Annotated in this window: 18 protein-coding genes and 1 pseudogene; 7 read left to right on the top strand and 12 right to left on the bottom strand. The window is 65.4% G+C overall.

The features are described from left to right. Positions 1-143: 143 nt before the first annotated feature. Both ABB30_RS05675 and ABB30_RS05670 read right to left on the bottom strand, forming a co-directional pair. Complete coding sequence (locus tag ABB30_RS05675) at positions 144-869, bottom strand: hypothetical protein (RefSeq protein WP_057637332.1); 726 nt, start codon at positions 867-869, stop codon at positions 144-146. Between the two features lie 56 nt (positions 870-925). Continuing rightward, on the bottom strand, positions 926-1,582 hold the full coding sequence (locus ABB30_RS05670) for a hypothetical protein (RefSeq protein WP_152980592.1): 657 nt from the start codon (positions 1,580-1,582) through the stop codon (positions 926-928). Positions 1,583-1,990: 408 nt separating this feature from the next. Here ABB30_RS05670 and proB point away from each other — a divergent pair, with 408 nt between their 5' ends. Continuing rightward, entirely contained in the window at positions 1,991-3,130 is a 1,140-nt protein-coding gene (gene proB / locus ABB30_RS05665; protein ID WP_057637330.1) for a glutamate 5-kinase, read from the top strand. 26 nt (positions 3,131-3,156) lie between these two features. Next, the gene (locus tag ABB30_RS05660) at positions 3,157-4,404 is read left to right on the top strand and encodes a glutamate-5-semialdehyde dehydrogenase (RefSeq protein ID WP_057637329.1); all 1,248 of its coding nucleotides are present in this window, start codon (positions 3,157-3,159) and stop codon (positions 4,402-4,404) included. A gap of 50 nt (positions 4,405-4,454) precedes the next feature. Here the strand turns inward: ABB30_RS05660 and ABB30_RS05655 are convergent, their stop codons facing one another. The 7 genes and pseudogenes from ABB30_RS05655 to hsdR form a co-directional block, all read right to left on the bottom strand. Continuing rightward, entirely contained in the window at positions 4,455-5,849 is a 1,395-nt protein-coding gene (locus ABB30_RS05655; protein ID WP_057637328.1) for a hypothetical protein, read from the bottom strand. A gap of 54 nt (positions 5,850-5,903) precedes the next feature. Next, positions 5,904-6,089 (bottom strand): hypothetical protein, encoded by a 186-nt coding sequence (locus ABB30_RS16160; protein WP_152980591.1) that lies wholly within the window; start codon positions 6,087-6,089, stop codon positions 5,904-5,906. Positions 6,090-6,447: 358 nt separating this feature from the next. After that, positions 6,448-6,564 (bottom strand): annotated as a pseudogene (locus tag ABB30_RS16955) (restriction endonuclease subunit S); the annotation flags it as partial. Between the two features lie 131 nt (positions 6,565-6,695). After that, positions 6,696-8,234: a restriction endonuclease subunit S gene (locus ABB30_RS16155; RefSeq protein WP_152980590.1), complete on the bottom strand. Its 1,539-nt coding sequence runs from the start codon at positions 8,232-8,234 to the stop codon at positions 6,696-6,698. Next, positions 8,155-9,699 (bottom strand): class I SAM-dependent DNA methyltransferase, encoded by a 1,545-nt coding sequence (locus tag ABB30_RS05635; RefSeq protein WP_057637324.1) that lies wholly within the window; start codon positions 9,697-9,699, stop codon positions 8,155-8,157. The genes ABB30_RS16155 and ABB30_RS05635 overlap by 80 nt, the downstream gene beginning before the upstream one ends. Next, positions 9,696-10,880 carry a Fic family protein gene (locus ABB30_RS05630; protein ID WP_057637323.1) on the bottom strand — a complete coding sequence of 395 codons (1,185 nt, stop codon included), beginning with the start codon at positions 10,878-10,880 and terminating at the stop codon, positions 9,696-9,698. The genes ABB30_RS05635 and ABB30_RS05630 overlap by 4 nt, the downstream gene beginning before the upstream one ends. A gap of 100 nt (positions 10,881-10,980) precedes the next feature. Then, positions 10,981-14,460, bottom strand: a complete 3,480-nt coding sequence (gene hsdR / locus ABB30_RS05625; protein WP_057637322.1) for a type I restriction-modification system endonuclease — start codon at positions 14,458-14,460, stop codon at positions 10,981-10,983. A 169-nt stretch (positions 14,461-14,629) separates the two neighbouring features. Here hsdR and ABB30_RS05620 point away from each other — a divergent pair, with 169 nt between their 5' ends. Continuing rightward, positions 14,630-14,836, top strand: coding sequence for a DUF3565 domain-containing protein (locus ABB30_RS05620; protein WP_057637321.1), 207 nt, complete (start codon positions 14,630-14,632; stop codon positions 14,834-14,836). Between the two features lie 113 nt (positions 14,837-14,949). Then, entirely contained in the window at positions 14,950-15,540 is a 591-nt protein-coding gene (locus ABB30_RS05615; RefSeq protein ID WP_152980589.1) for a hypothetical protein, read from the top strand. Between the two features lie 72 nt (positions 15,541-15,612). Here the strand turns inward: ABB30_RS05615 and ABB30_RS05610 are convergent, their stop codons facing one another. Next, a complete protein-coding gene (locus ABB30_RS05610; RefSeq protein ID WP_057637319.1) occupies positions 15,613-16,908 on the bottom strand; it encodes a solute carrier family 23 protein in 1,296 nt (431 codons plus the stop codon). A 397-nt stretch (positions 16,909-17,305) separates the two neighbouring features. On the opposite strand from ABB30_RS05610, the gene ABB30_RS05605 reads away from it, so the two are divergent. Continuing rightward, complete coding sequence (locus tag ABB30_RS05605; RefSeq protein ID WP_152980588.1) at positions 17,306-17,725, top strand: hypothetical protein; 420 nt, start codon at positions 17,306-17,308, stop codon at positions 17,723-17,725. Positions 17,726-17,828: 103 nt separating this feature from the next. Here ABB30_RS05605 and ABB30_RS05600 read toward each other — a convergent pair whose 3' ends face one another. Together ABB30_RS05600 and ABB30_RS05595 are read right to left on the bottom strand one after the other, a co-directional pair. Next, positions 17,829-18,194 carry a YajD family HNH nuclease gene (locus ABB30_RS05600; RefSeq protein ID WP_057637317.1) on the bottom strand — a complete coding sequence of 122 codons (366 nt, stop codon included), beginning with the start codon at positions 18,192-18,194 and terminating at the stop codon, positions 17,829-17,831. Positions 18,195-18,311: 117 nt separating this feature from the next. Further along, positions 18,312-19,514: an MFS transporter gene (locus ABB30_RS05595; RefSeq protein ID WP_211263454.1), complete on the bottom strand. Its 1,203-nt coding sequence runs from the start codon at positions 19,512-19,514 to the stop codon at positions 18,312-18,314. On the opposite strand from ABB30_RS05595, the gene ABB30_RS05590 reads away from it, so the two are divergent. Continuing rightward, positions 19,499-20,167: a TetR/AcrR family transcriptional regulator gene (locus tag ABB30_RS05590; protein ID WP_338062340.1), complete on the top strand. Its 669-nt coding sequence runs from the start codon at positions 19,499-19,501 to the stop codon at positions 20,165-20,167. The two genes, ABB30_RS05595 and ABB30_RS05590, sit on opposite strands and share 16 nt — an antisense overlap. Positions 20,168-20,235: 68 nt before the next feature. Then, positions 20,236-21,333: a DNA glycosylase AlkZ-like family protein gene (locus ABB30_RS05585; RefSeq protein ID WP_057637314.1), complete on the top strand. Its 1,098-nt coding sequence runs from the start codon at positions 20,236-20,238 to the stop codon at positions 21,331-21,333. Positions 21,334-21,407 lie beyond the last annotated feature (74 nt).

Raw genomic sequence — 21,407 nt, 5'->3', positions numbered from 1 at the left:
GGACGTGTGGGCCACCTGTGGGGGGTGAGGGGGCTCAGGTCAATGGGTGACGAACGGGGGTAGGGCTGGCAAAACAATCGGGCGCATGGTTGAAGGCCTCCGGCAAGAAGTCATGGAAACTACGCGTCGGGTGTTGTTGAGGCTCAATCCAGCTCGTCCATGAAACCACCCTCGTACTCACGCATGCTGCGGCACTGGTCGGGCCATTGGCAGCCTTCAAATGGATCCAGTGTCCAGTCGTGTGTCAGGTACCAGCAATCGGCGCGTTTGCTGAAGGTGGTGATACGGTCGCGCGTATGCATTGCATACTCGGTCTGCGATACCTGGCGAATTTCTAGTTGTGTTGGCGAGTTGTCCGTGGATCTGCCGAAAGCATCGATCCCTGTCCACTTCTGTCCGGGCAAAAGCCAAGAGTCGCTGACATAGAGTTGCCGCTGTGCGTCATAGCGGTAGCGGTCATGCATGGGTCGATGGACTTCCACCGTCTCCCACTGTGGATTGGCCGGATCACCGGGCTCGGTGTTGTGCTGCAGGTAGTACGGGCCTTTGAGGACATAAGGCTTGGCGGTGTAAGCCACCTGCAGGTCGCCGTTGTTGAGGAAGGCGTGGAAGAATGCTTCGAACTCCTGCGAGGGGCAGGTGATCGGTCCTTCGGCCGGTGCGTAGATACGCCCTGGCATCATCGGGCCGGGGCTGTTGCCGCGGGTCTCGCCTGGAATCAAGGGCCATCGCTGCAGTGACGGGTTCTCACCGGCATCTGGCTGACGGGGTGAGGCACTGGCGGACTGGTCGGCCACCGTCTGCGGTGCAGGGGGCTCGGTGCAATGGGCGACGAACGGGAGCAGGGCGAGCAAAACAATCGGGCGCATGGTTGAAGGCCTCCGGCAAGAAGTCATGGAAACTACGCGTCGGGTGTTGTTGAGGCTCAATCCAGCTCGTCCATGAAACCACCCTCGTACTCACGCATGCTGCGGCACTGGTCGGGCCATTGGCAGCCTTCAAATGGATCCAGTGTCCAGTCATGCCTCAGGTACCAGCAGTCGGCGCGCTTGCTGAAGGTGGTCATACGGTCGCGTGTATGCATTGCATACTCGGCCTGCGATACCTGGCGAATTTCTAGTTGTGTTGGCGGGTTGTCCGTGGATCTGCCAAAGGCATCGACCCCTGTCCACTGCTGACCAGGCAGTAGCCTGGTGCTGTCCGAAACATAGGATGTCTGACGTTCGTTGTAACGCTGGTAACCGTGGATGGGCGTATAGATTTCAACCGTCTCCCACTGTGGATTGGCCGGATCACCGGGCTCGGTGTTGTGCTGCAGGTAGTACGGGCCTTTGAGGACATAAGGCTTGGCTGTATAAGCCACCTGCAGGTCGCCGTTGTTGAGGAAGGCGTGGAAAAATTCTTCGAACTGCTGCGAGGGGCAGGTGACCGGTGCTTTGCTGGGTGAGTAGATGCGCCCGGGCATCATCGGGCCGGGGCTGTCGCCGCGGGTCTCGCCGGGAATCAAGGGCCATCGCTGCAGTGACGGGTTCTCAGCGGCATCTGGCTGACGGGGGGAGGCACTGGCGGACTGGTCGGCCACCGTCTGCGCTGCAGCGGGCTCGGCGCAGCTGGCAAACAGGGCGAGCAAGCCAACAAAGGGGGCAAGGATGGGAGAGCGCATGCTTGACTACCTCCGGCAAGGACCGTGGATACAACCGTGGCGATCGTGTGGCTGGTGTGGATGCTGTGGTGGTGCCGGTACGCAGTCAGAATGGCGACATGGCGACTGCGGAGCCATCGGAATCATTCCACGTCACGGCAGGGGATTTTCTGACCCAGTGCCCATCTGCTGCCTTGTGATGCCGGCTGTCCCTCTGGATCGCCAGTCAGCGCCGGCTTTGCTGCAGCTGCGTTTGCCCGGGGCACGGTGGGTCTTGTATGTGCTGATTACTGCAGCGCAGGTGCAAATATCCGCATAATGGCTGTTCCCCACCAGAGTCGATGGATCATGACGCCGCCTGTTGCTTCCGCCTTTACCGAGCAACCCCTGCCCAGCTGGCGTCGTGCCGTGCTCAAGGTGGGGTCCAGCCTGCTGGCCGCTGATGGCGGGGGGCTGAGCCCGCGCTTTGCGCTGGGCCTGGCGCAGTTCGTGTCGGCCAATGTGCAGCAGGGCAGGGAGGTGGTGATCGTCTCCTCCGGCGCGGTGGCGGCCGGCCGCGCGATCCTGCCGCGGCATGTGGAGGCCGATGCCGCGCTGGCCGCCCGCCAGGCGCTGGCCGCGCTGGGCCAGGCACAGCTGATCGGCCTGTGGCAGCGCTTTTTCGAGCGACCCGTCGCCCAGGTCCTGCTCACCCATGATGACCTGCGCAACCGCCGCCGCTATCTCAATGCCCGCGCCACCCTCAACGAGCTGCTGGCCCTGGGTGCGCTGCCGGTGGTCAACGAGAACGACACCGTGTCGGTGGACGAGCTCAAGCTGGGCGACAACGACAACCTGGCCGCGATTGTGGCCGCGCTGGTGGATGCCGATGTGCTGTTCATCGCCACCGATATCGATGGCCTGTTCACTGCCGACCCACGCCGTGACCCGGCCGCGCAGCCGCTCAACCAGGTGGTCGAGCTGACCGATGCAGTGATGGCCATGGCCGGAGGCAGTGGCTCGGCGGTGGGCACCGGTGGCATGCGGACCAAGCTGGAAGCGGCGCGCCGCGCCGGTGCGGCCGGCATCGACACCGTGCTGTTCAACGGCCGCGATGGCGAGGTGGTGCGGGCGCTGGCCCAGGGGCGCCTGTTCGGCACCCGCGTGCATGCCGGGCAGAACAAGCTGGCCGCGCGCAAGTACTGGTTGCGCAATGCGCCGCTGGCCGATGGGGCGATCTGTGTGGATGCCGGCGCGGCCACCGCTCTGGTCAGCAAGGGCGCCTCGTTGTTGCCCGGCGGCATCACCGCGGTCAGCGGTGGCTTCCGTCGCGGCGACATGGTGGAGGTGCATGGCAGCGATGGTGCCGTGCTGGCCAAGGGCGTGAGCCAGTATGCCGCGGTGGACATCGCCCGCATCGCCGGCCACCACACCCGTGACATCCATACCGTGCTGGGCTACCACTATGGCCACAGCGTGATCCATCGCGATGACCTGGTGCTGCTGTGAGCGCGCCATCTGACAAGGAAGCAAGCATGACCGATATCCGTACCCAGGCCCTGGCCTGCCGCGAAGCTTCGCGCGCGATTGCCGCACTGGACAGCACCGCCAAGGCCGCGCTGCTGGAGGCCATGGCCGAGCAGTTGCTGGCTGATGAGGCCGCGATCCTGGCCGCCAATGTGCAGGACCTGGACAACGCCCGCGCTGCCGGTATTGGCAACGCGATGCTGGACCGCTTGATGCTCAACCCGGCGCGTATCACCGGTATTGCCGATGCCCTGCGCGAGGTGGCCGGCCTGCCGGACCCGGTCGGGCAGAAGACCCGCAGCGAAGTGCGCCCCAACGGCATTGTGGTGGAGCGTGTGCGGGTGCCGCTGGGCGTGATTGCGATGATCTACGAGGCGCGTCCGAACGTGACCGCCGATGCCGCCGCGCTGTGCATCAAGGCCGGCAACGGGGTGATCCTGCGTGGCGGCAAGGAGGCGATCGCCTCCAACCAGGCCATTGCCGCCAGCCTGCATACGGCCATGGCCCGCTTCGGCGTGCCGGCCGCTGCCCTGACCATCGTGGCCGACCTGCGCCGCGAAGCCATGCTGGAACTGTTGCAGCTGACAGATATCGTGGACCTGGCCATCCCGCGCGGTGGCGAGGGGCTGATCCGCTTCGTTGCCGAACATGCGCGGGTGCCGGTGATCAAGCACTACAAGGGCGTATGCCATCTGTTTGTGGATGCGGTGGCCGACACCGCCAAGGCACTGGACCTGCTGATTGACGGCAAATGCAGCCGGCCCAGCGCCTGCAATGCGATCGAAACCCTGCTGGTGCACCACGACATTGCCGCCGCCTTCCTGCCGCAGGCTGCCGAAGCCCTGCGCGCACGAGGTGTGGAGCTGCGCGGCTGCCCTGCCTCGCGCGCCATCGTCGCCGATCTGCTGCCCGCAACCGAGGCCGACTGGGATGCCGAATACCTGGACCTGATCCTGGCCGTTCGTGTGGTCGATGACCTTCAGGCGGCCATTGCCCATATCCAGTGCCACACCTCCGACCACACCGAGGTCATCGTCACCGAGGACGCCGCCAACGCGGAGACGTTCGTCGCAGCCCTGCGCAGTGCGGTGGTGATGGTCAACGCCTCCTCGCGCTTCTCAGACGGCGGCCAGCTCGGCCTCGGCGCGGAGATCGGCATCTCCACCACCCGCCTGCATTCCTATGGCCCGATGGGCCTGGAGGCGCTCACCGTCGAGCGCTTTGTGGTGCGTGGGGAAGGGCAGGTGCGGACGTAAGGTTCACCACGAACCGCGCGGACAAGGCCCGCATTGCGGGCCTTGTCCGTTCACGCCTGATGCGGCAGCAGCAGGATGTCATCATCGGCGTAGCGGTCACGCAGGATATCTACTGCTTCGCGCAGGGCCTGGTATTGCTCGCGGCGGGCGCGCCCCTTGCCGGCCAGCCAGTGCGAACCAACACCGGCCACCAGACCGATCCACCAGGTCTGGGTGGCCACCATCGCCACCTTGGCTGCAGCACCGGCAGCGCCGACGCGTGCGCTGCGTGAGCCGAATTCGCTGGCGCGTTCGGCCCAGCTCATGTTTTTGTCCAGCAACAGCGACAGGCTGATCACCGCCATGCCCAGAACCGAAGGCACCAGGTCACTGGCACTGAAGCCGATCTGTGCGCCACTGGCGGCCTGTGTCACCACGGCTTCCAGCGCGGCCTCGCTGATGCCGCTGTTGCTCACACCCTCGGCCATGCCCAGAGCCAGCAGCTGGGCGTGGACTTCGCTGGTAGTGACCACATCGATGCCCGGGTAGCGTTCCAGTGCCTGCTGGATGTACTGCACCGATTCGGTAGCCTTGGCCTGGAGCACATCCACCACCTGGTCGTTTTCATCCAGGATACGGATATCCCAGCCGGACTGGGTGGCCGAGCCGGCCAGGTCGGCATGCAGGCCGTCGGGCAGGCCGCCGTTGTTGAAATGCTCCACCAGTTCCAGCTCGAACAGCTTGCCTTTTACCCCGGAGACAAAACCGGGCAGTTGCTCGGTACTCAGGCGGCTGACCACATCGCTGAAGCTTTCGCTGGCAGCCAGGCCGGGGTAGGCCAGCTCAAAAGCCTGTTCGACCTCGGCCGGTACCTGGCGAGGATGGTCGACCACAAAGGCCAGCGAAACCCCGCCAACCACCAGCAGGTCGAGCATTTGCGCGCGGCGGCGCCCTTTGGCTGCGGCGGCTATGCGTCGTTGCAGTGCTTCCGATTCGTTGCGTACCTGCTCCCCGTAGTGGAGGAGCTCTTTGCGCAGGGCATCAATGTCGTGTTGGCTCAGGGCCACGCTGTCGATGATTTCCGAGGTGATGGAAGCACCGCCAAGCACAAAACCGCCGGTTGCCGCGCCGATGGCCGGGCCGGCCCTGTTGGTGAGCTCACCGCTTTTTTGCAGGCCGCTGCCGGTCAGCGCCAGGCCCTTGCCGAGCAGGGCTGCGGCCCTGGCACTGCCACGGTAAAGCGGCGCCTCGCTGCGTGTGGCGTGTTGCTGCATGCTGTGGGCGGCGGCATTGCCGGCCTTGGTGGTGGCTTTGCCGGCGGCGGCCAGGGTGCTGCCGGTGGCTTGCACGGCAACGCGGGTAGCGTTGGCAATGCTGTCCTGGTGTTTGCCGACAAAGCGCGCGGCGCCATAGGTGGCGTCAGCGGTGCCCTTGACCAGTTTCTTGCCGAGTTTGAGCCAGCTCATTGCCTTTCCCCTTGAGGCAGTTTGCGCAGTGCTGCCCAATTTAGCGCAAGGCGGTCAGGTAGTGGTCTGCGCCGGTTTGTTCCATGTGCTGGAAAAGGCGGCTTTCCGTTGCGGTTTTCTGGCCAGTTGGTCTTTTGTGCGTTTGAGCAAGGTTTGCCGCTCCTCCTTCATTTCCAGCAGGCGTTCGGCAATGGCTTCGGCAATGGTTGGGGGGACGTCGCGAGCTCGCTGCGACCCCATCGTCGGGAGCGATGGGGGACAGCCGCAGGCTGGGCCGGCAGGCCGCGCCCCAGGGAGGGGGCGCGCCAAGGCCTTGGCAGCTTGAGGTGATGGTCATGGCTGCCGCTTGCCGACGAATCAAGCGCTTTTACGGCCGCGCTTGGGCTTGGGGGCCGCAGCGCGTTGGGCCTTGATGCGCTCGAGCAGAGCGCTGGCCGGTTCGTCGGCCGGGTCCTGGGGCACGAGCTCGCCACGACCACATCGCCGGGAGCGATGGGGGACAGCCGCAGGCTGGGCCGGTAGGCCGCGCCCCAGGGATGGGGCGCGCCAAGGCCTTGGCTGCTTGATGCGATGGTCATGGCTGCCGCTTGCCGACGAATCAAACGCTTTTACGGCCGCGCTTGGGTTTGGGGGTGGCAGCGCGCTGGGCCTTGATGCGCTCGAGCAGTTCGCTGGCCGGTTCGTCGGCCGGGTCCTGGGGTACAAGCTCGCCACGACCACATCGCCGGGAGCGATGTGGGACAGCCGCAGGCTGGGCCGGCAGGCCGCGCCCCAGGGATGGGGCGCACCAAGGCCTTGGCTGCTTGATGCGATGGTCATGGCTGCGGCTCGGTCGTGAATCAAACGCTATTTACGGCCGCGTTTCGGTTTGGGCGCGGCAGCGCGTTGGGCCTTGATGCGCTCGAGCAGGACGCTGGCGGGTTCGTCGGCCGGGTCCTGGGGTACGAGCTCGCCACGGAACGCCTTGGCCAGGATGCTCTGGGTCAGGGCATGGACGCGGGCGCGGGCATCGCTTAGGCGGGTGTTCAGGATGTCAGCAAACTTGAGCAACTCATCAACACGTTGAGCAATGAATCGCTGTTCCTCAATATGGGGAAGAGCTACGTGTAGAGAAAGCCATTCTGGGAAATAAATTGTTGTGTGCGTTGTGCCTTTGCCGAATCTGTAAAGCGATTCCTTTTCGGCGACGAAAAGCCACTTTAGCCATTCGGCATCAACGTAATCAGTGGGTACCCAGTTGACGAAGTCTTGGCTCGTAGACATGGGTTTCCCCATCTTTACGACGTATCCAACAGAAGCGGTTCGACTTACGCAAATCGTTCCTTCTGGAAGAAGACGTGCTGCTGAGTTGTCTAGCCCCGATTGGTTGGTTTGCTGAAGGGTTTTGAAGATTGTTTTCTCGTGATTCGCATTGGCATCTTTGATGCCAATCCATGGGATGTCGCCATTCCAGTAGTTCGGGCTGGACTTGCTGGGCGTGTGCCCTGATTCCATCCGTGCAACCTGGATCAAAGGCAGCCATGTCCAGCTTTCAACGATTCGTTGTTCTGGTTTTCCGACGGCAGTTGCACATACGCCTGCAATGAAAGCATCCGAACGAGTTTTATAACGAGGAGGATCGGGCAGTGGCACGAAATCAACGAGCATCGCATCTGCTGTCAGCGTTGGATTTTTTTCGCGCCACTTCTTGGACAGATCACCCGACACAGCGGCACTCAACACCGACTGCCGGAAGCGCTTGATCAGGGCGGGCAGGGCGTCGAGGCGGGCCTTGAGGGTGTCGACCTGGGCGAGCAGGCCGTCGAGGGCCTGGGCGATGCGGGCTTGCTCGGCTAGCGGTGGGACGGGAATATCGATCTCACTGAAATTCGATGGTTTGAGATTGTTGATATTGACGCCAGCCGCCAGCTCCGTTGTCTTGTCCCGATAGGCCTTGCTGCGGCAAAAGTGTCCGATGAAACCCGCATGCACATCGGAAACAGGCCGAAGCACGCCGCAGAATGCGCCAAACGAGCCAGTCCACTGGTTAACAGACTGTGCTGCCTTGCCGACGACCGACCGACTTCCGCTAGACATGGCGATGACGATGTCACCTGCAGCGATCATCTGATCCGGAGAAACGCAACTTTCTGGCACATAGACCAAGTCCTCGTGGACTAATGCGGGAGGCTGGATATTGTTGGCCCGTAGGACAGGAATGTACCCAGGCTCTGGGGCGTCCGAAGCCTGTGCTTTGTTGTAGGTCACGCCTCTGACAATCCGACACACCTCAGCAAGTTGTGTGATTTCCCACCCCTTCGGCAACTCACTCACGGCCCACCTCGTCACCTTCAGCCTCCAGCCCCAGCACCTGGGCCAGCAACTGCTTCTGCTGGTTGGCCTCATCGCCGGCGCCCAGTGCCTGCATCAGGGCATCGAGCTCGCGCAGGGCTTCGCTCAGTTCGGCCATGGCCTGGCCGGCCAGCTCTTCCGGTGGGGGCAGGCTGGCGGCGTCGACGGCGTCGGCATCCTTGAGCCAGCTGATGTCCAGTGAGTCGCCGCGCTCGGCGATCTGGGCGCGGCTGAAGCAGCGGAAACGGCCTTGCTCACCTTCGTCCACGCGCGGGCTGGCACCGTTGGGGTCGGCGCCGTAGGCGGCCTCGAAGGCGGCCAGGTGGCTGGGCCCGAACGGGGTGCGCTTGCCGAAGGAGGGCATATTCGAGCGCAGGTCATACACCCACACGGCCTGGGTGCAGGCCTTGTCCTGGCGCGGGTTGGCGGCGCTGCCCTTGCGCAGGAACAGCACGTTGGTCTTGACGCCCTGGGCGTAGAAGATGCCGGTGGGCAGGCGCAGGATGGTGTGCAGCTCGCACTTGTCCATCAGGTCGCGGCGCACTTCGGTGCCGACGCCGGCCTCGAACAAGACGTTGTCCGGCAGCACCACGGCAGCACGGCCGCCGGGCTTGAGGTTGCGGTAGATGTGCTGCAAAAAGGCCAGCTGCTTGTTGCTGGTGGCAAAGGGCAGGTCATCACGGGTGGGCCCGCCGCCGCCCTTGGCGGTGCCAAACGGCGGGTTGGAGAGGATGACATCGGCCGCCGGCAGCTGCGCGCCGAGGCTGCCCAGGCTGCTGCCCAGGCGCACCACGCCTTCGCCGCTGCCCTGCATGCCGTGCAGCAGGCAGTTCATCAAGGCCAGGCGGCGGGTGGCCGGCACCAGCTCCACGCCCACATAGGCTTTGATGCGCTGGAACTCGCGCAGCTTGTCGGTCACGGCCGGGCCGTAGAGGTCATCGTGCTGGGCCTTGATCCAGGTATCGGCGGCAATGAGGAAGCCGGCGGTGCCGGCGGCCGGGTCCTGAATGGTCTCGCCCAGCTGCGGCTGCAGGCAGCGCACGATGGCGTCGATCAGCGGGCGCGGGGTGAAGTACTGGCCGGCGCCGGACTTGGTCTCGGTGGCGTTTTTCTGCAGCAGGCCTTCGTAGAGGTCGCCCAGGCCGTCCTGGCGGGCCGAGAACCAGTCAATGGCATCGAGGTTGCGCACCAGCTGGTCCAGGTGGCGCGGTTCCTTGAGGCGGGTCTGCGCATCGGCATAGATGGCCGCGACCAACGGGTTGGTGCTGTTGCCCAGGTCCAGCAGCAGCTGCCGGTAGTACTTGTGCAGGGTCAGGCCGGATTTGCCGGTGATATCCGGCCATCGCGCACCGGCGGGCAGGTGGCGCTGGTAGTTGGGGTCGGCCTCGGCCTGCTCGTGCTCCATCTTGATGAACAGCAGCAGCACCAGCTCGGCGACGTAATCGCTGTAGTTGATGCCGTCATCGCGCAGGATGTCGCACAGGTTCCAGAGCTTGCTGACAATGTCGTTGTTGGTCATGCGGTGCCGTCTCCTGACGGTGTGGCGTGCCCGGCGCTGCCGGGCAACAGAAGGTGGTAACGGGTGCTGCGGCCGCCGCCGGGCAGGCGCTGGATGCAGCGCTTTTCCAGCAGGTCGGCCAGGTGGCGGGTGGCGGTGGCCTTGGAGACCTTGGCCACGGCCTGGTATTGCGATGCGCTGATGCCGTCGGCAAAGCCGCGTGGCCCGCCGTCGAGCAGGCGGTTGAGTACCTTGCGCTGGCTTTCGTGCAGCTGATGGCCGGCGTGGACCTGCCAGAAGCGGGCCTTGTCCAGCACCCGGGCGATGCGGCCCTGGGCTTGCTGCAGGGCATTGAGCAGGGTGTGCAGGAACCAGTGCAGCCAGGCGGTGATGTCCAGGCTGCCGCGCTGGCTGCTTTCCAGAATGCGGTAGTAGCCGCTGCGGTCATCCAGGATGCTGGCGGACATGGCATACAGGCGGGCGATGTCCGGCGCGGCCTGGGCCAGGGCCAGGTCGGTGAGGGCGCGGGTGAGGCGGCCGTTGCCGTCATCAAACGGGTGCAGGGTGACAAACCAGAAATGGGCGATGCCGGCACGCAGCAGCGGGTCCAGTGCCGGGTCGTGGCGGCTGCTGGCAAACCAGGCCAGAAAGGCGTCCAGCTCGCGTTCCAGCCCTTCTCGTGGCGGGGCCTGGAAATGCACCACGGGGCGGTCGATGAGGCCGGACACCACCTGCATGGGTTCATCGCCACGCAGGGCGCCGATATGGATGCGCGGGCCGAGCAGGTCATTGCCTTGGGCAAACAACAGGCGGTGCCAGTGCAGCAGGCGTGGCAGGTCCAGTGGGCGCAGCACATCGCCGGTGGCATCGAGCATCAGCTCGGCCACGCCTTCGCTGCGCTCACTGCGGCCGGCTACCGGCGCCGGGTCGGGCAGGCCCAGGCGGCGGGCCAGCGAGGAGCGCACCGAGCCGGCGTTGAGGTTTTCCCCTTCGATGGCCGAGGAGGTGATGATGTTCTGCAGCAGGGTGTCCAGCGCCTGTTCGCCGGCCGGCACCGCGCCGGCTGCGCCAAGCAGCTGGGCCTGGGCCTGGTGACACTGGCGCAACGGTTCGGACAGGGCGCTGCTGTCGTGGCAAAACTCTGGCCAGGCGGGCTGTTGCCAGATCCAGTACGCAGGCTGCGGGGTATTTGTGGCGCTCATGAGCCGAATAATAGCCTTATTCGGCTCATTGGGCGAGCCGAATGGCGGGCTTATTCGGCTCAATGGCCACCTGAACAGGGATCGCTGGCACGCTGTCGGCTCAGGCCACCTGTTCCCAGACGGCGGTCCGGAGCTGGCTGACGACCTCATCCAGCTGCTGGTTGAACACCGCCTCGAGCAGCTTCAGGCCGCCGCTGGGTGCGGCGGCACGCTGCAGGAAATCACGGTCGATCACCACTTCATGCACCAGCTGGTTGCCCAGGCGCTCGATCCATTTGCGCTGGGCCGGGGTCCATGGTTGGCGTGCGAGGATGCGCTCCACCGCCGCATCAACGCGTTTGCCGTAGGGCATCAGCGCCTCACCCAGGGCGGCGCGACGGATATGGCCGATGATGCTGGCGGCAATATCGCGGTTGGAGCAATTGCGCTCGGCACTTTGCAGGGTGACTTCGTTGTAGCCGTGGCGGTCCAGCAGCAGGCGGATCTCGCGCAACTGCTCGCGGGTGAGGTCATGCGGACGGGTGGCAATGGCCAGCAGGGCGGCTGACTGGTTGATCTGCTCCTTGATGAAGGTGCTGAAGCTTTCCAGGTAGTCGCCCGGCGCCGGGTGGTTGCCGTAGTTCTGGTGGATGTCGCGGATGGCATCCGGGGCGGTGGAGATGATCGGGTGGTGCTCGGTTGCCAGCAGCTGGCGTACGCCCTGCAGCTGGTCCTCCAGACGTGGCAGCTGGCTGGCAATGAAGCTGGCCGCCTGGGCCGGGCCCAGGGCCTGCAGGTGCTGGTGCAGCTGGGCCGGGGCGATGCCCCACTGGGTTTGCAGCTGCTCCAGTTGCTCGGCGATGGCGGGGCGGTAACCGGCCTTGTGTTCGGCCCGGCGCAACACCCGCATGATCTTCTGGCTGATCTGGTCGAGCACATCCTGCGCATGCACGGTGTCTGGCGCAGTACCGGGTACTTGATGGCTGCGCGGGTCGTGCAGCTCGCTGATCAGCTCGCCCAAGGAAATGGCCGGGTTCTTGACCAGAGGCTGCATGGTGTCCACTTTTTCCAGTGCCTGGTACAGGCCGACCGGGTCGTGGATGTGGAACACGGTCTTGCCGATGTCATCGCAGCGGCGGGTGGCGCGGCCCTTCATCTGCTCATACAGGATGCGCGAGCGCACCCTGCGCATGAACACCAGGTGGCAGATCCGGGGCACGTCGATACCGGTGGTAAGCAGGTCCACGGTGATGGCGATGTTGGGCATCCGCTCGTACTTGTAGTGGCGGATGGCGGTATCGACCTTGTCGGTTTGCCCGGTAATGACGGCAATGCTGGCCTGGTTCCATGCCTGGCCGTAAATGTCGCAGAAGGCTTGGTCAAGCAGGCGGTGCACCCGTTCGGCATGCTTCTGGTTGACGCAGAAAATCAGCGTTTTCTCGTCCCCGAACGGGTCCAGCACCTTGGCCAGCTCGGTGCAGATGACCTGGTCGAAGGCTTCGGTGATGACGCGGCGGTTGAACGACTCGATATCGAAATGCAGCTCATCGGCCAGCTCGGCCGGGTTGACCTCGCCGGTGTGGATGTCCAGCACGTCCACCACCTCGCCCTTGTCGAAATGGATGCCTTGCTGGCTCAGTTCGGTTTCGTAGCGAATGGGCGGCTCATGGTCGATCAGCCAGTCATCGGCCACCGCTTCGCGGTAACTGTAGGTGTAGACCGGGTGGCCGAAGATCTGGCTGGTCTGCAGGGCGGGCGTGGCGGTGAGGCCGATGCGGCAGGCGTCAAACCAATCCAGCACACGCCGGTACTGGGACAGGTACAGGTTGTAGTCGCGCAGGCCCAGCTCGCCTTCGCTCATCTCCTGGTCCAGGGTGTAGCCGCGATGGGCTTCATCGACAATGATGCAGTCGAACTGGTCGATTGGTGGCGGGGTGTCGGACTGGAAGATGCGCCGCACCATCGCCTGCACGGTGGCGACCTGGACGCGGGTTTCGGCCTCGGTGGCCATGTCCCCCAGCTCGTTGATGTTGTAGATCTGGGCCAGGGTGAGGTTCTGTTCCAGGTGCATTTCGGCGAAGGCATCCAGTGCCTGGTTGCCCAGGCTGGTGCGGTCGACCAGGAACAGGATGCGGGTGAAACGTTCGGCCTTGAGCAGACGGTAGATCAGGCCGATGGTGGTGCGGGTCTTGCCGGTGCCGGTGGCCATGGCCAGCAGGCAGTGGCGCTGGCCGTTGGCCAGGGCATTTTCTACGGCGCTGATGGCTTTTTGCTGGTAATCGCGCAGGCCCAGGTAGGCAAGCGGTTCGTTGTGCAGCTGTTGCTGGGCCAGCGCCTGGTCGCGGGCGAGCAGCTCGAGCAGGCCTTGAGGCGAGTGGAAGCCCTGCAGCGGCCGGCGGCTGTTGGCAGGCGAGCGCAGGTCGCGGTACCAGATGCCGGATTGCTCGGCCAGCTGGGCAATATAGGGGCGGCCATTGCAGGCATAAGCGAACGGCACGATGAAATGCCCGTTCTGGCCGTCATCCCAAGGGCCGGCAGCGGCACCTTCGCCGGCGATGCGCAGGGGCGCTTGCAGGCGGAAATCGCGGGCATAGCGCTCGGCCTGGGGCAGATGGCTGGGGACATTGACCCGGCGGCGCTTGGCTTCGACGATGGCGACGGCCTGCAACCCGCAAAACAGCACGTAATCGGCGCAGGCGCGCGGGCTGGCAGTGGGCCATTCGGCAATGGCCTGGTTGCGGCCCTTGGCCGGGCGGCTGCCCTTGGCCCAGGTGAGCTGCAGTGAATCGGTTTCCCAGCCGGCATCACGCAGCTGCTGGTCGATCAGGATGCGGGTCAGCTCCTCGTCCGGATCAAACGCTGCGGCTGCCTGCCGGCTGCGACGGGCGAGCTGTTCGCCGCTGTTGGTATCAGCGTTGGCGTTGTCCTGCAGGGCCTTGAGCTGGGCCTGGAAGTGGTTGCGCTCGGTTTCCAGCTGGCTTTCCAGTTGTTCCAGCTGCGCCTTGAACTGGCGACTTTCCAGGTCCATTGCCGTAGCCAGCTCAAGCACCAGCGCGCTTTCGTCTGACTTGAGCTCAGCCAGTTTCTGGCTGTCTTGCAATGCCTGGTTGCGCTGCTGCAGCTCAGCTTCCAGCTGCGCAATCTGCAGCTGCAGGTTGCGCAGACTGGCACTGGGATCGACCGGGGCAATGAAGGGGCCGGGCTTGAAGCCTGCGGCCGCCTTGCCGGATGCGCGGTGATACCAGATGGCCAGTTCGCGGGCCACGCGCAGGCCGTCCATCGCCTCGCGGTGCTGGGTGACGAAACCATGGGTGGCACGGTTGCCTTCCACGCGCAGGGTGTGGAACAGGTTGCGGATGTCGGCATCCAGGTCCAGCTGGCGGCTGAGCTGCTGGATCAGCTCCAACTGGGTAATGGTGCCATCAACGGCAATGCCGGCTCGAGCGGCCAGGCCCTGGGCGATGGCCTCGCCGAGCTGGCGCAGCTTGATCAGGGTGGTGTTGGGATCAGCAGCAAAGACCTGCTCGGCGGTGCTGGCCAGGCGCAGCAATACCGGATCATGCGCAGTGAGAAAACTGAAATTCCCCATCAACTTCGACATCCCCTGTCTGTGCTGCCAGCGTGAGGCAGTGATTGGCCGATGTTACTGAATTCGCTGATGCCCTTCCATGCAACGGACGGGCCTGTGCTGGTGAGCCGTGAGCATGCACAAGCCACCTGCCGAGGGCATCATTGCCGGGATTTGTGGTTCAACTTAGCGGCGGGCCGTCATGCAACAACCCATCACCGGGTTCCATCAGGATGAGGAAGGGCACTGGGTGGCCGAGCTGGCATGCGGGCATTGCCGGCATGTGCGGCACAACCCGCCGTGGACCAACCGGCCATGGACGCAGACCCAGGCGGGGCGGGTCGGCATGCTGGGGCAGTGGGTGGATTGCCGCTTGTGCGAGCAACAAGCAACCGATGCGCAGGCCTGATGACCTGCAGTGGCGTTGCCCGGTATTGATGCCTTATCCCCCCGATGGTGGACTGTCTGCAAACGGTGGCGCCTGCCATCCTGCCGGCTGTTGATCATCAGTGGAGCAGGGCGATGGCAGGGATGCGCAATGTGGCAATGCTGGCGGCACTAGTACTGGGCACTGTGGCGTGCGGCAGCCCGGCCGTGGACGCAGCAGCGGCGGTATCGGCCATGCCGGATACGGCTGTGGCGGGCACGGATGCAGGCAAGGATGTGGCCGGCGCGGCGGTACGCCTGCTCGACGGGCAGGCCTCGGTGGACACCCGCTTCGGCACCGTGGGAGTGTTGCGCAACGAGGATGAGGGCATCAGTTACCTCACCTACAACGGCGATGCCAGCACCTTGGGAGTGGAGATGGACCACGTCAGCCTGATCGCCCTGGTGCGCCGGGCTGACCGGGATACGGTGATGTTCCAGACCGATTGCAGTGGCTCATCGTGCGGCTGGCCCAGCTATGGCCTGCTGGAGTTGCGCGCTGGTGCCGCCCCGCAGTTGCTGCCGGCCGACGATATCGGCTTCATGGCCCAGGACATGCGCTCCGGGCGCGATGAGGCGATGTCACCGGTGCTCAGCGTGCAGGGCGATGGCAGTGTGCTGATCGGCACCGCCGGCGATGAGCGTGCGTGGTTTGTTTATCGCCCGGGGCAGCTGGTTCCGCGCTGAGCCTGACGCAGCGTTTGTCGCGCCGGGAGGCGCTCCCTCGGGAGAGCCGCCGGGCTGGGGCAAGCCCGGATTTCAGCGCCGCTTGCCCAGCCCGAGCAGGGCATACAGGCCGATGGCGCCGAAGGTGGCGGTGCCGATGCCGCCCAGCGAGAACTCGCCAAAGCGCAGGGTGAACTCGCCGGTGCCCAGGATCAGGGTGATGCCGGCCACCATCAGGTTGCGCAGGTCGGAGAAATCGACCTTGTTGTCGACCCAGATGCGGGCCCCGGCAATGGCGATCAGGCCGAACACCACAATCGACACGCCGCCCATCACCGGCAACGGGATGGCCTGGATCAGGGCGCCGAACTTGGGCGAGAAGCCCAGCAGCACGGCCAGCAGGGCGGCGATCAGGAACACGGCGGTGGAGTAGATGCGGGTGGCGGCCATCACCCCGATGTTCTCGGCATAGGTGGTCACACCGGTGCCGCCGGCCGCGCCGGAGACCATGGTGGCCACGCCGTCGCCGATGAAGGCCCGGCCCATGTAACGGTCCATGTCCTTGCCGGTCATCGCGGTCACCGCCTTGATGTGGCCCAGGTTCTCGGCCACCAGGATCAGCACCACCGGCACGATCAGCAGCATGGCCTGGCTGTTGAACACCGGTGCATGCAGGCTGGGCAGGCCGAACCACGGCGCGTTGGCAATGCCGGACACATCAAACGGCTTGCCCAGGCCCAGGCCGTTGGTCAGGGCCACGTAGATCAGGCTGGCGATGAGCAGGCCGACCAGGATCAACAGGCGCTGCACCATGCCGCGCGTGTATACCGCCACCAGGGCCACGGCCAGGAAGGTGACCGCCTGCATCCAGGCATCGAAATTGTTGGCAGCCATGTTCTTGACCGGGATCGCGGCCAGGTTCAGGCCGATCACTGCCACCACCGCGCCGGTCACCACCGGCGGCATCAGACGTTCGATCCAGCCGGTGCCGATGAGCTGCACCAATACGCCGATGGCCGCATACAGCGCGCCGCAGGCGATGATGCCGCCCAGGGCCAGGCCGATGTTGGCGTTGGCGCCGTGGCTGGCGACGTAACCGGTGGCCACGTTGACCACGCCGATGAAGGCAAACGAGGAGCCCAGGTAGCTGGGCACCCGGCCGCCGGTGATGGCAAAGAAGATCAGGGTGCCGATGCCGCTCATCAGCACCGCCAGGTTGGGGTCAAAGCCCATCAGGATCGGTGCCAGCACGGTGGAGCCGAACATCGCCACCACGTGCTGGATGCCCATCAGCCCGGTCTGCGCCCAGGGCAGGCGCTCGTCCGGGCCGATGACCCCGCCGTTGGCCAGGGCAGAGGCAGGCTTGGGGATCCAGGACAGCAGGCCCATGGCAGGGGTTCCGGCAAATGAAGATGGCTGATTTTACGGCCTTGCCGGGGCGGCGTCCTGTCCGCTGCTGTCGGCAGACCGCGTAATCGATGCCAAGCGGTGTTGCGCAGGCTCAGGCAGTGGCTGCTTGTATGGCATCTGGCATCGGTGCCGCTATTGGCGCAGTGCCCCAAGGCAGGTTTCCTACCCATTGCGGATCACGTTCGGCCAACGTGGGCTGATAGCGGGGGGGCATGCAACTGGCGCAGCCGTACCGACACATGCACCCAAGGGCGCTCATCCAGCGCCCGCTGCATTGCCTGTCTGCCCTGTGAGCCGCTGGCGATGGTGCCTGCGCCTGTTGTCACTGCACCCGGCTCTGGGGAGTGTGTTGAGCGTATGCACTCCCCGTGGCACCGTGTCCGTCAAGCCGGTGCTGGAGCCAGCCATGGATGTCTCATCTGCACGTTTGTGTTTGTGCCTGCTGTGCGTGGCGGTTCTGGCTGCCTGTGTTCCGAGCAGTAGGCGCCAGGTTTCCTTGCCGCGTGGCTTGGCCACTGCGCAGCTGTTTGCCTGTACCGAAGAGGTACTCACCCATCTGCGGGCAGGCAATCAGGCGTGGCAGCCCGTCAGTCTTCGCGACGATGGTGCCGGGGTGCTGGAAAGTGGTGATTACCCGCAGCGCAACCGGATCGGCTTGCGTATCCGCCTGCAACACCGCTCCGGCAGCGACCGCGCGCAACTGTTGCTCAGGGGAGCAGGGCCTTACTTCATTGATCTGGGTGTGGATGCGGCGGCCGATGAGCTTGCCGCTGCCATCGCGGGCTGTGTGCGCTGAAGCCTGCGCACGTTCACAGCCATGTGTGCGCAAGAGATGGCGCCGCCGCCGGCGTACCGGCCTGCGGCAACCGATCCTGCGCCTGTGCTGCGCCCGGTCGGGCTCAGCGCTTGAGCAGGCTCTTAAGGTCGGCGAAGGGGTTGGAGGTGGCGGCGGCCACCGCGTCCTCGGCACGGTTGGCGGCCACACCGGTGTGGTCACCGTAGCGGCTGTGCTCGTTGTCGTGGCAATAGATGCACAGCAGCTCCCAGTTGCTGCCGTCGGCCGGGTTGTCGTCGTGGTTGTGGTTGCGGTGGTGCACGGTGAGTTCGGTGAGGTTGGCACGGGTGAACTCACGCGTGCAGCGGCCACAGATCCACGGGTACATCTTCAGGGCACGGTCGCGGTAGCCGTGGCCACGCTGTTCGGCCTCCTTGCGGGCCTGGGCAACGATGCGGTCCAGGGTGTTGGAAGCGGCGGGCTTGGACATGGGGCGGGCAATCAAGGAAAAAGATGGCGCCAGTCTGCGCTACGCAGCCGGTCACTGTCAGCAGGTATGCGGGCAAGCCGCTGGCGGCCGTTTGGGGCGGCCGCCAGACAATGCCGCTCAGTGCCTCGCAGGTTGCTGGCCGGGCCGGCTGCGCGGTACCGCCGGGGTGGCCAGCAGGGCCAGCAGGACCAGGCCCAGGACCACGGCAAAGGCGCCGCGCAGGCCCACGGCATTGGCCACGAAACCGAGCATCGGAGGGCCGACCAGCAGGGCCAGGTAACCCCCGGTGGCCACCAGCTTGACCCGCGCATTGCTGTCATCGCCGGAGACGGCGGCTGCCGACAGGGCCAGCGGAAATGCCACCGAAGCGCCCAGGCCCCAGAACACCACCCCGGCCACGGCCAGCAGCAGGTGCTGGCTGGTCACCACCACAGCCATGCCGGCGGCGGCCATCAGCATGCTGGCCACCAGCACGCTGCGGCGGTCCATGCGCTGCAGCAGCACGCCGCTGCCAAGGCGGCCGATGGCCATGGTGGTGGCAAAGCCGAGGAAGACCAGGGTGCCGGTCATCTCGCCGGTGGCGTAGGCATCGGCCATCAGCAGCGGCAGCCAGTCATAGGCCGAACCTTCGGACAGGGTCATGCTCAGGGTGATGGCGGCAATCATCAGCAGTGCCGGTTCACGCCACAGGCGTGGGCGCGGGGCGGCATCGGCCGTGGCCCCGGGCTGTGTGTCGCTGCGCCCAAAACCCGGCGCCAGGCCATTGATGAAGGGGCTGATCGCCAGTGCGCCGAGTACACACATCGCCAGCAGATGCCAGACCACCGGCACCTGAAGCTTGATCAGCAGCAGGCTGGTCAGCGCGCCGATCACCGTGCCGACGCTGAAACAGCCGTGCAGGGTCGGCAGGACGATCTTGCAACTGATCCGTTCCACCTCGGCGCCTTCCATGTTGATCGCCAGTTCCGCCCCGCCCATGCCCAGGCCGAACAGCAGCAGGGCCACGCTGGCCAGTGGCAGGACCTGCAGCACCGTGGCCAGGGCCAGGGTGAACATCGAGCTGATGATCAGGACCATGCCCAGCTGGGTCACCGGACGGGTGCCGAAGCGGGCGATCAGCGGCCCGGAGGCCAGCAGGCCGATCATCGAGCCGACCGACAGCCCAGCCAGGACCAGGCCCATCTCGGCCAGCGATGCGCCCAGGGTGTCGCGGATGGCTGGGGTGCGGGTGATCCAGGCGGCGAGCAGGGCGCCGGGAAGCAGGAAGAAGGCAAACAGGGTGCGTCGCCGGCGGGCGAGCAGGGCTGCGGGGGAAGACACAGGGAAATTCCAAGGATGCGTACGTTTGTACACTTGCGGCATACGCTACACTTCAAGCGTACATTTGTACACAAGAGCTGATTCAGGAGACTGCCATCGCCACCCGCCGCCACGACCCCGAACGCCGCCAGCGCATCATCCAGGCGGCGCTGGAGGTGATCACCGACAGCGGCATGGCCGCCTGCACCCATCGTTCGGTGGCGGCGCGGGCCGATGTGCCGCTGGGCTCGATGACCTACCACTTCGACAGCCGCGAGGCCTTGCTGGAAGAAGCCTTCGGCCTGCTCTCCGCCTACATGCTGGACAAGTGGCGTGAACAGCTGGAAGGCGTGGACAGCCCGGCGCAGGCCTGTGCGGCGATCGTGGACTGGGTCTGTGGTGACCAGCCGATGGCTGCCGATACCCTGATCCCGATGATGGAGCTGTACGTCTACGCCGCACGCAATGCGCCGGCCCGGCGCTTGATCGGTGACTGGGCAGCGCAGGTGCAGCAGACCCTGGGCCAGTATTTCGAGCCGGCCACGGTGCGGGCGCTGGATGCGGTGATCGAAGGCATCACCCTGCACAACATCTACAGCGGCGGCACCATTGCCCGCGCCGAGGTGGAGGCGATCGTGGCGCGCATCAGTGCCGGCGGTGAACTGCCGGGTTGAGGCGGCCGCTGGCCTGCGCAGGCGCAAGTACGGCGCGGGCGTGAAACGGTGCAGGTAAGCTGGCGCCGATGAGCCTGCACCTTGATGACCTGCGCCGTTACGCCATCGCCCGTTCGCTGTTCAAGCCGACCACCCTGATGCGGGCGATCACCCGCATGGGCTTTGTCCAGGCTGACCCGATCCGGGCTCCGGCGCGTGCCCAGGACCTGACCCTGCGCCACCGCGTCAGCGGCTACCGCGCCGGTGAGCTGGAGCGACGTTATCCGAGGTTGGCGCTGGAAGAGGATTTCTTCGTCAATTACGGCTTCCTGCCGCGGGCGACCCAGGCCTTGTTGCACCCACGCCAGGCGCGGCTGCAATGGCCAGCGCAAAGGCAGCAACAGGCCCTGCAGTTGCGTGCGCATGTGGCGGCCCAGGGGGTGGTGCATCCTCGCGATGTGGCCGCCGCGTTCGACCACGGCAAGGTGGTGACCTGGTTTGGCGGCAATGCGCACGCCACCACCGAGTTGCTCGATGGCATGCATTACCGCGGCATGCTGCGGGTGGCCGGGCGCGAGGGTGGTACCCGTCTGTATGCGTTGCACCTGGATGAGCTTGCGGCCAATGCGATGGCACTGGAGCAGCGCCTGGAGGCGCTGGTGCAGTTGATCGCCCAGGTCTACGCGCCCTTGCCCCTGGCCAGCTTCACCCAGCTGGTGGGCTATCTGGCCAATGGCGGGCCGCAGTGGAAGGCGGCCTGCCGTGTTGCCGGCAAGCGCGTTTGGTCACAGCTGGGCCAGGCCACGGTCGACGGTGTGAGCTGGGGTTGGCCGGCCGACGAGGCACCGGCCAGCAAGCGCTGGCAGCACGATGGGCAGGTGCGGCTGCTGGCGCCCTTCGACCCGGTGGTCTGGGACCGGCGGCGTTTCGAGCTGTTCTGGGGCTGGCGCTACCGTTTCGAGGCCTACACCCCCGCAGCCAAACGCCAGCTGGGTTACTACGCCATGCCCCTGCTCTGGCGTGGGCAGGTGATCGGCTGGGGCAACCTGACGGTGCGCGATGGCCAACTGCAGGCGCAGCTGCAGTACGTGGCCGGCAAGGCACCGGCCGATGCGGCGTATGCGCAGGCATTGGCGGCCGAGCTGGCGGCGATGGGCGATTTCCTCGGCCTGGGCGCAGCGGCCTGAGCGACTCAGGGCGTGATCGCAAATGCCAGACTGAACGAGCAACGAGGAACGAGGAACGAGGAACGAGGAACGAG

It is taken from the genome of Stenotrophomonas ginsengisoli, assembly GCF_001431485.1.
Lineage (GTDB): Bacteria > Pseudomonadota > Gammaproteobacteria > Xanthomonadales > Xanthomonadaceae > Stenotrophomonas > Stenotrophomonas ginsengisoli.
The sequence above is the reverse complement of the archived record's forward strand: the minus strand, read 5'-3'. Positions and strand labels throughout refer to the sequence as shown.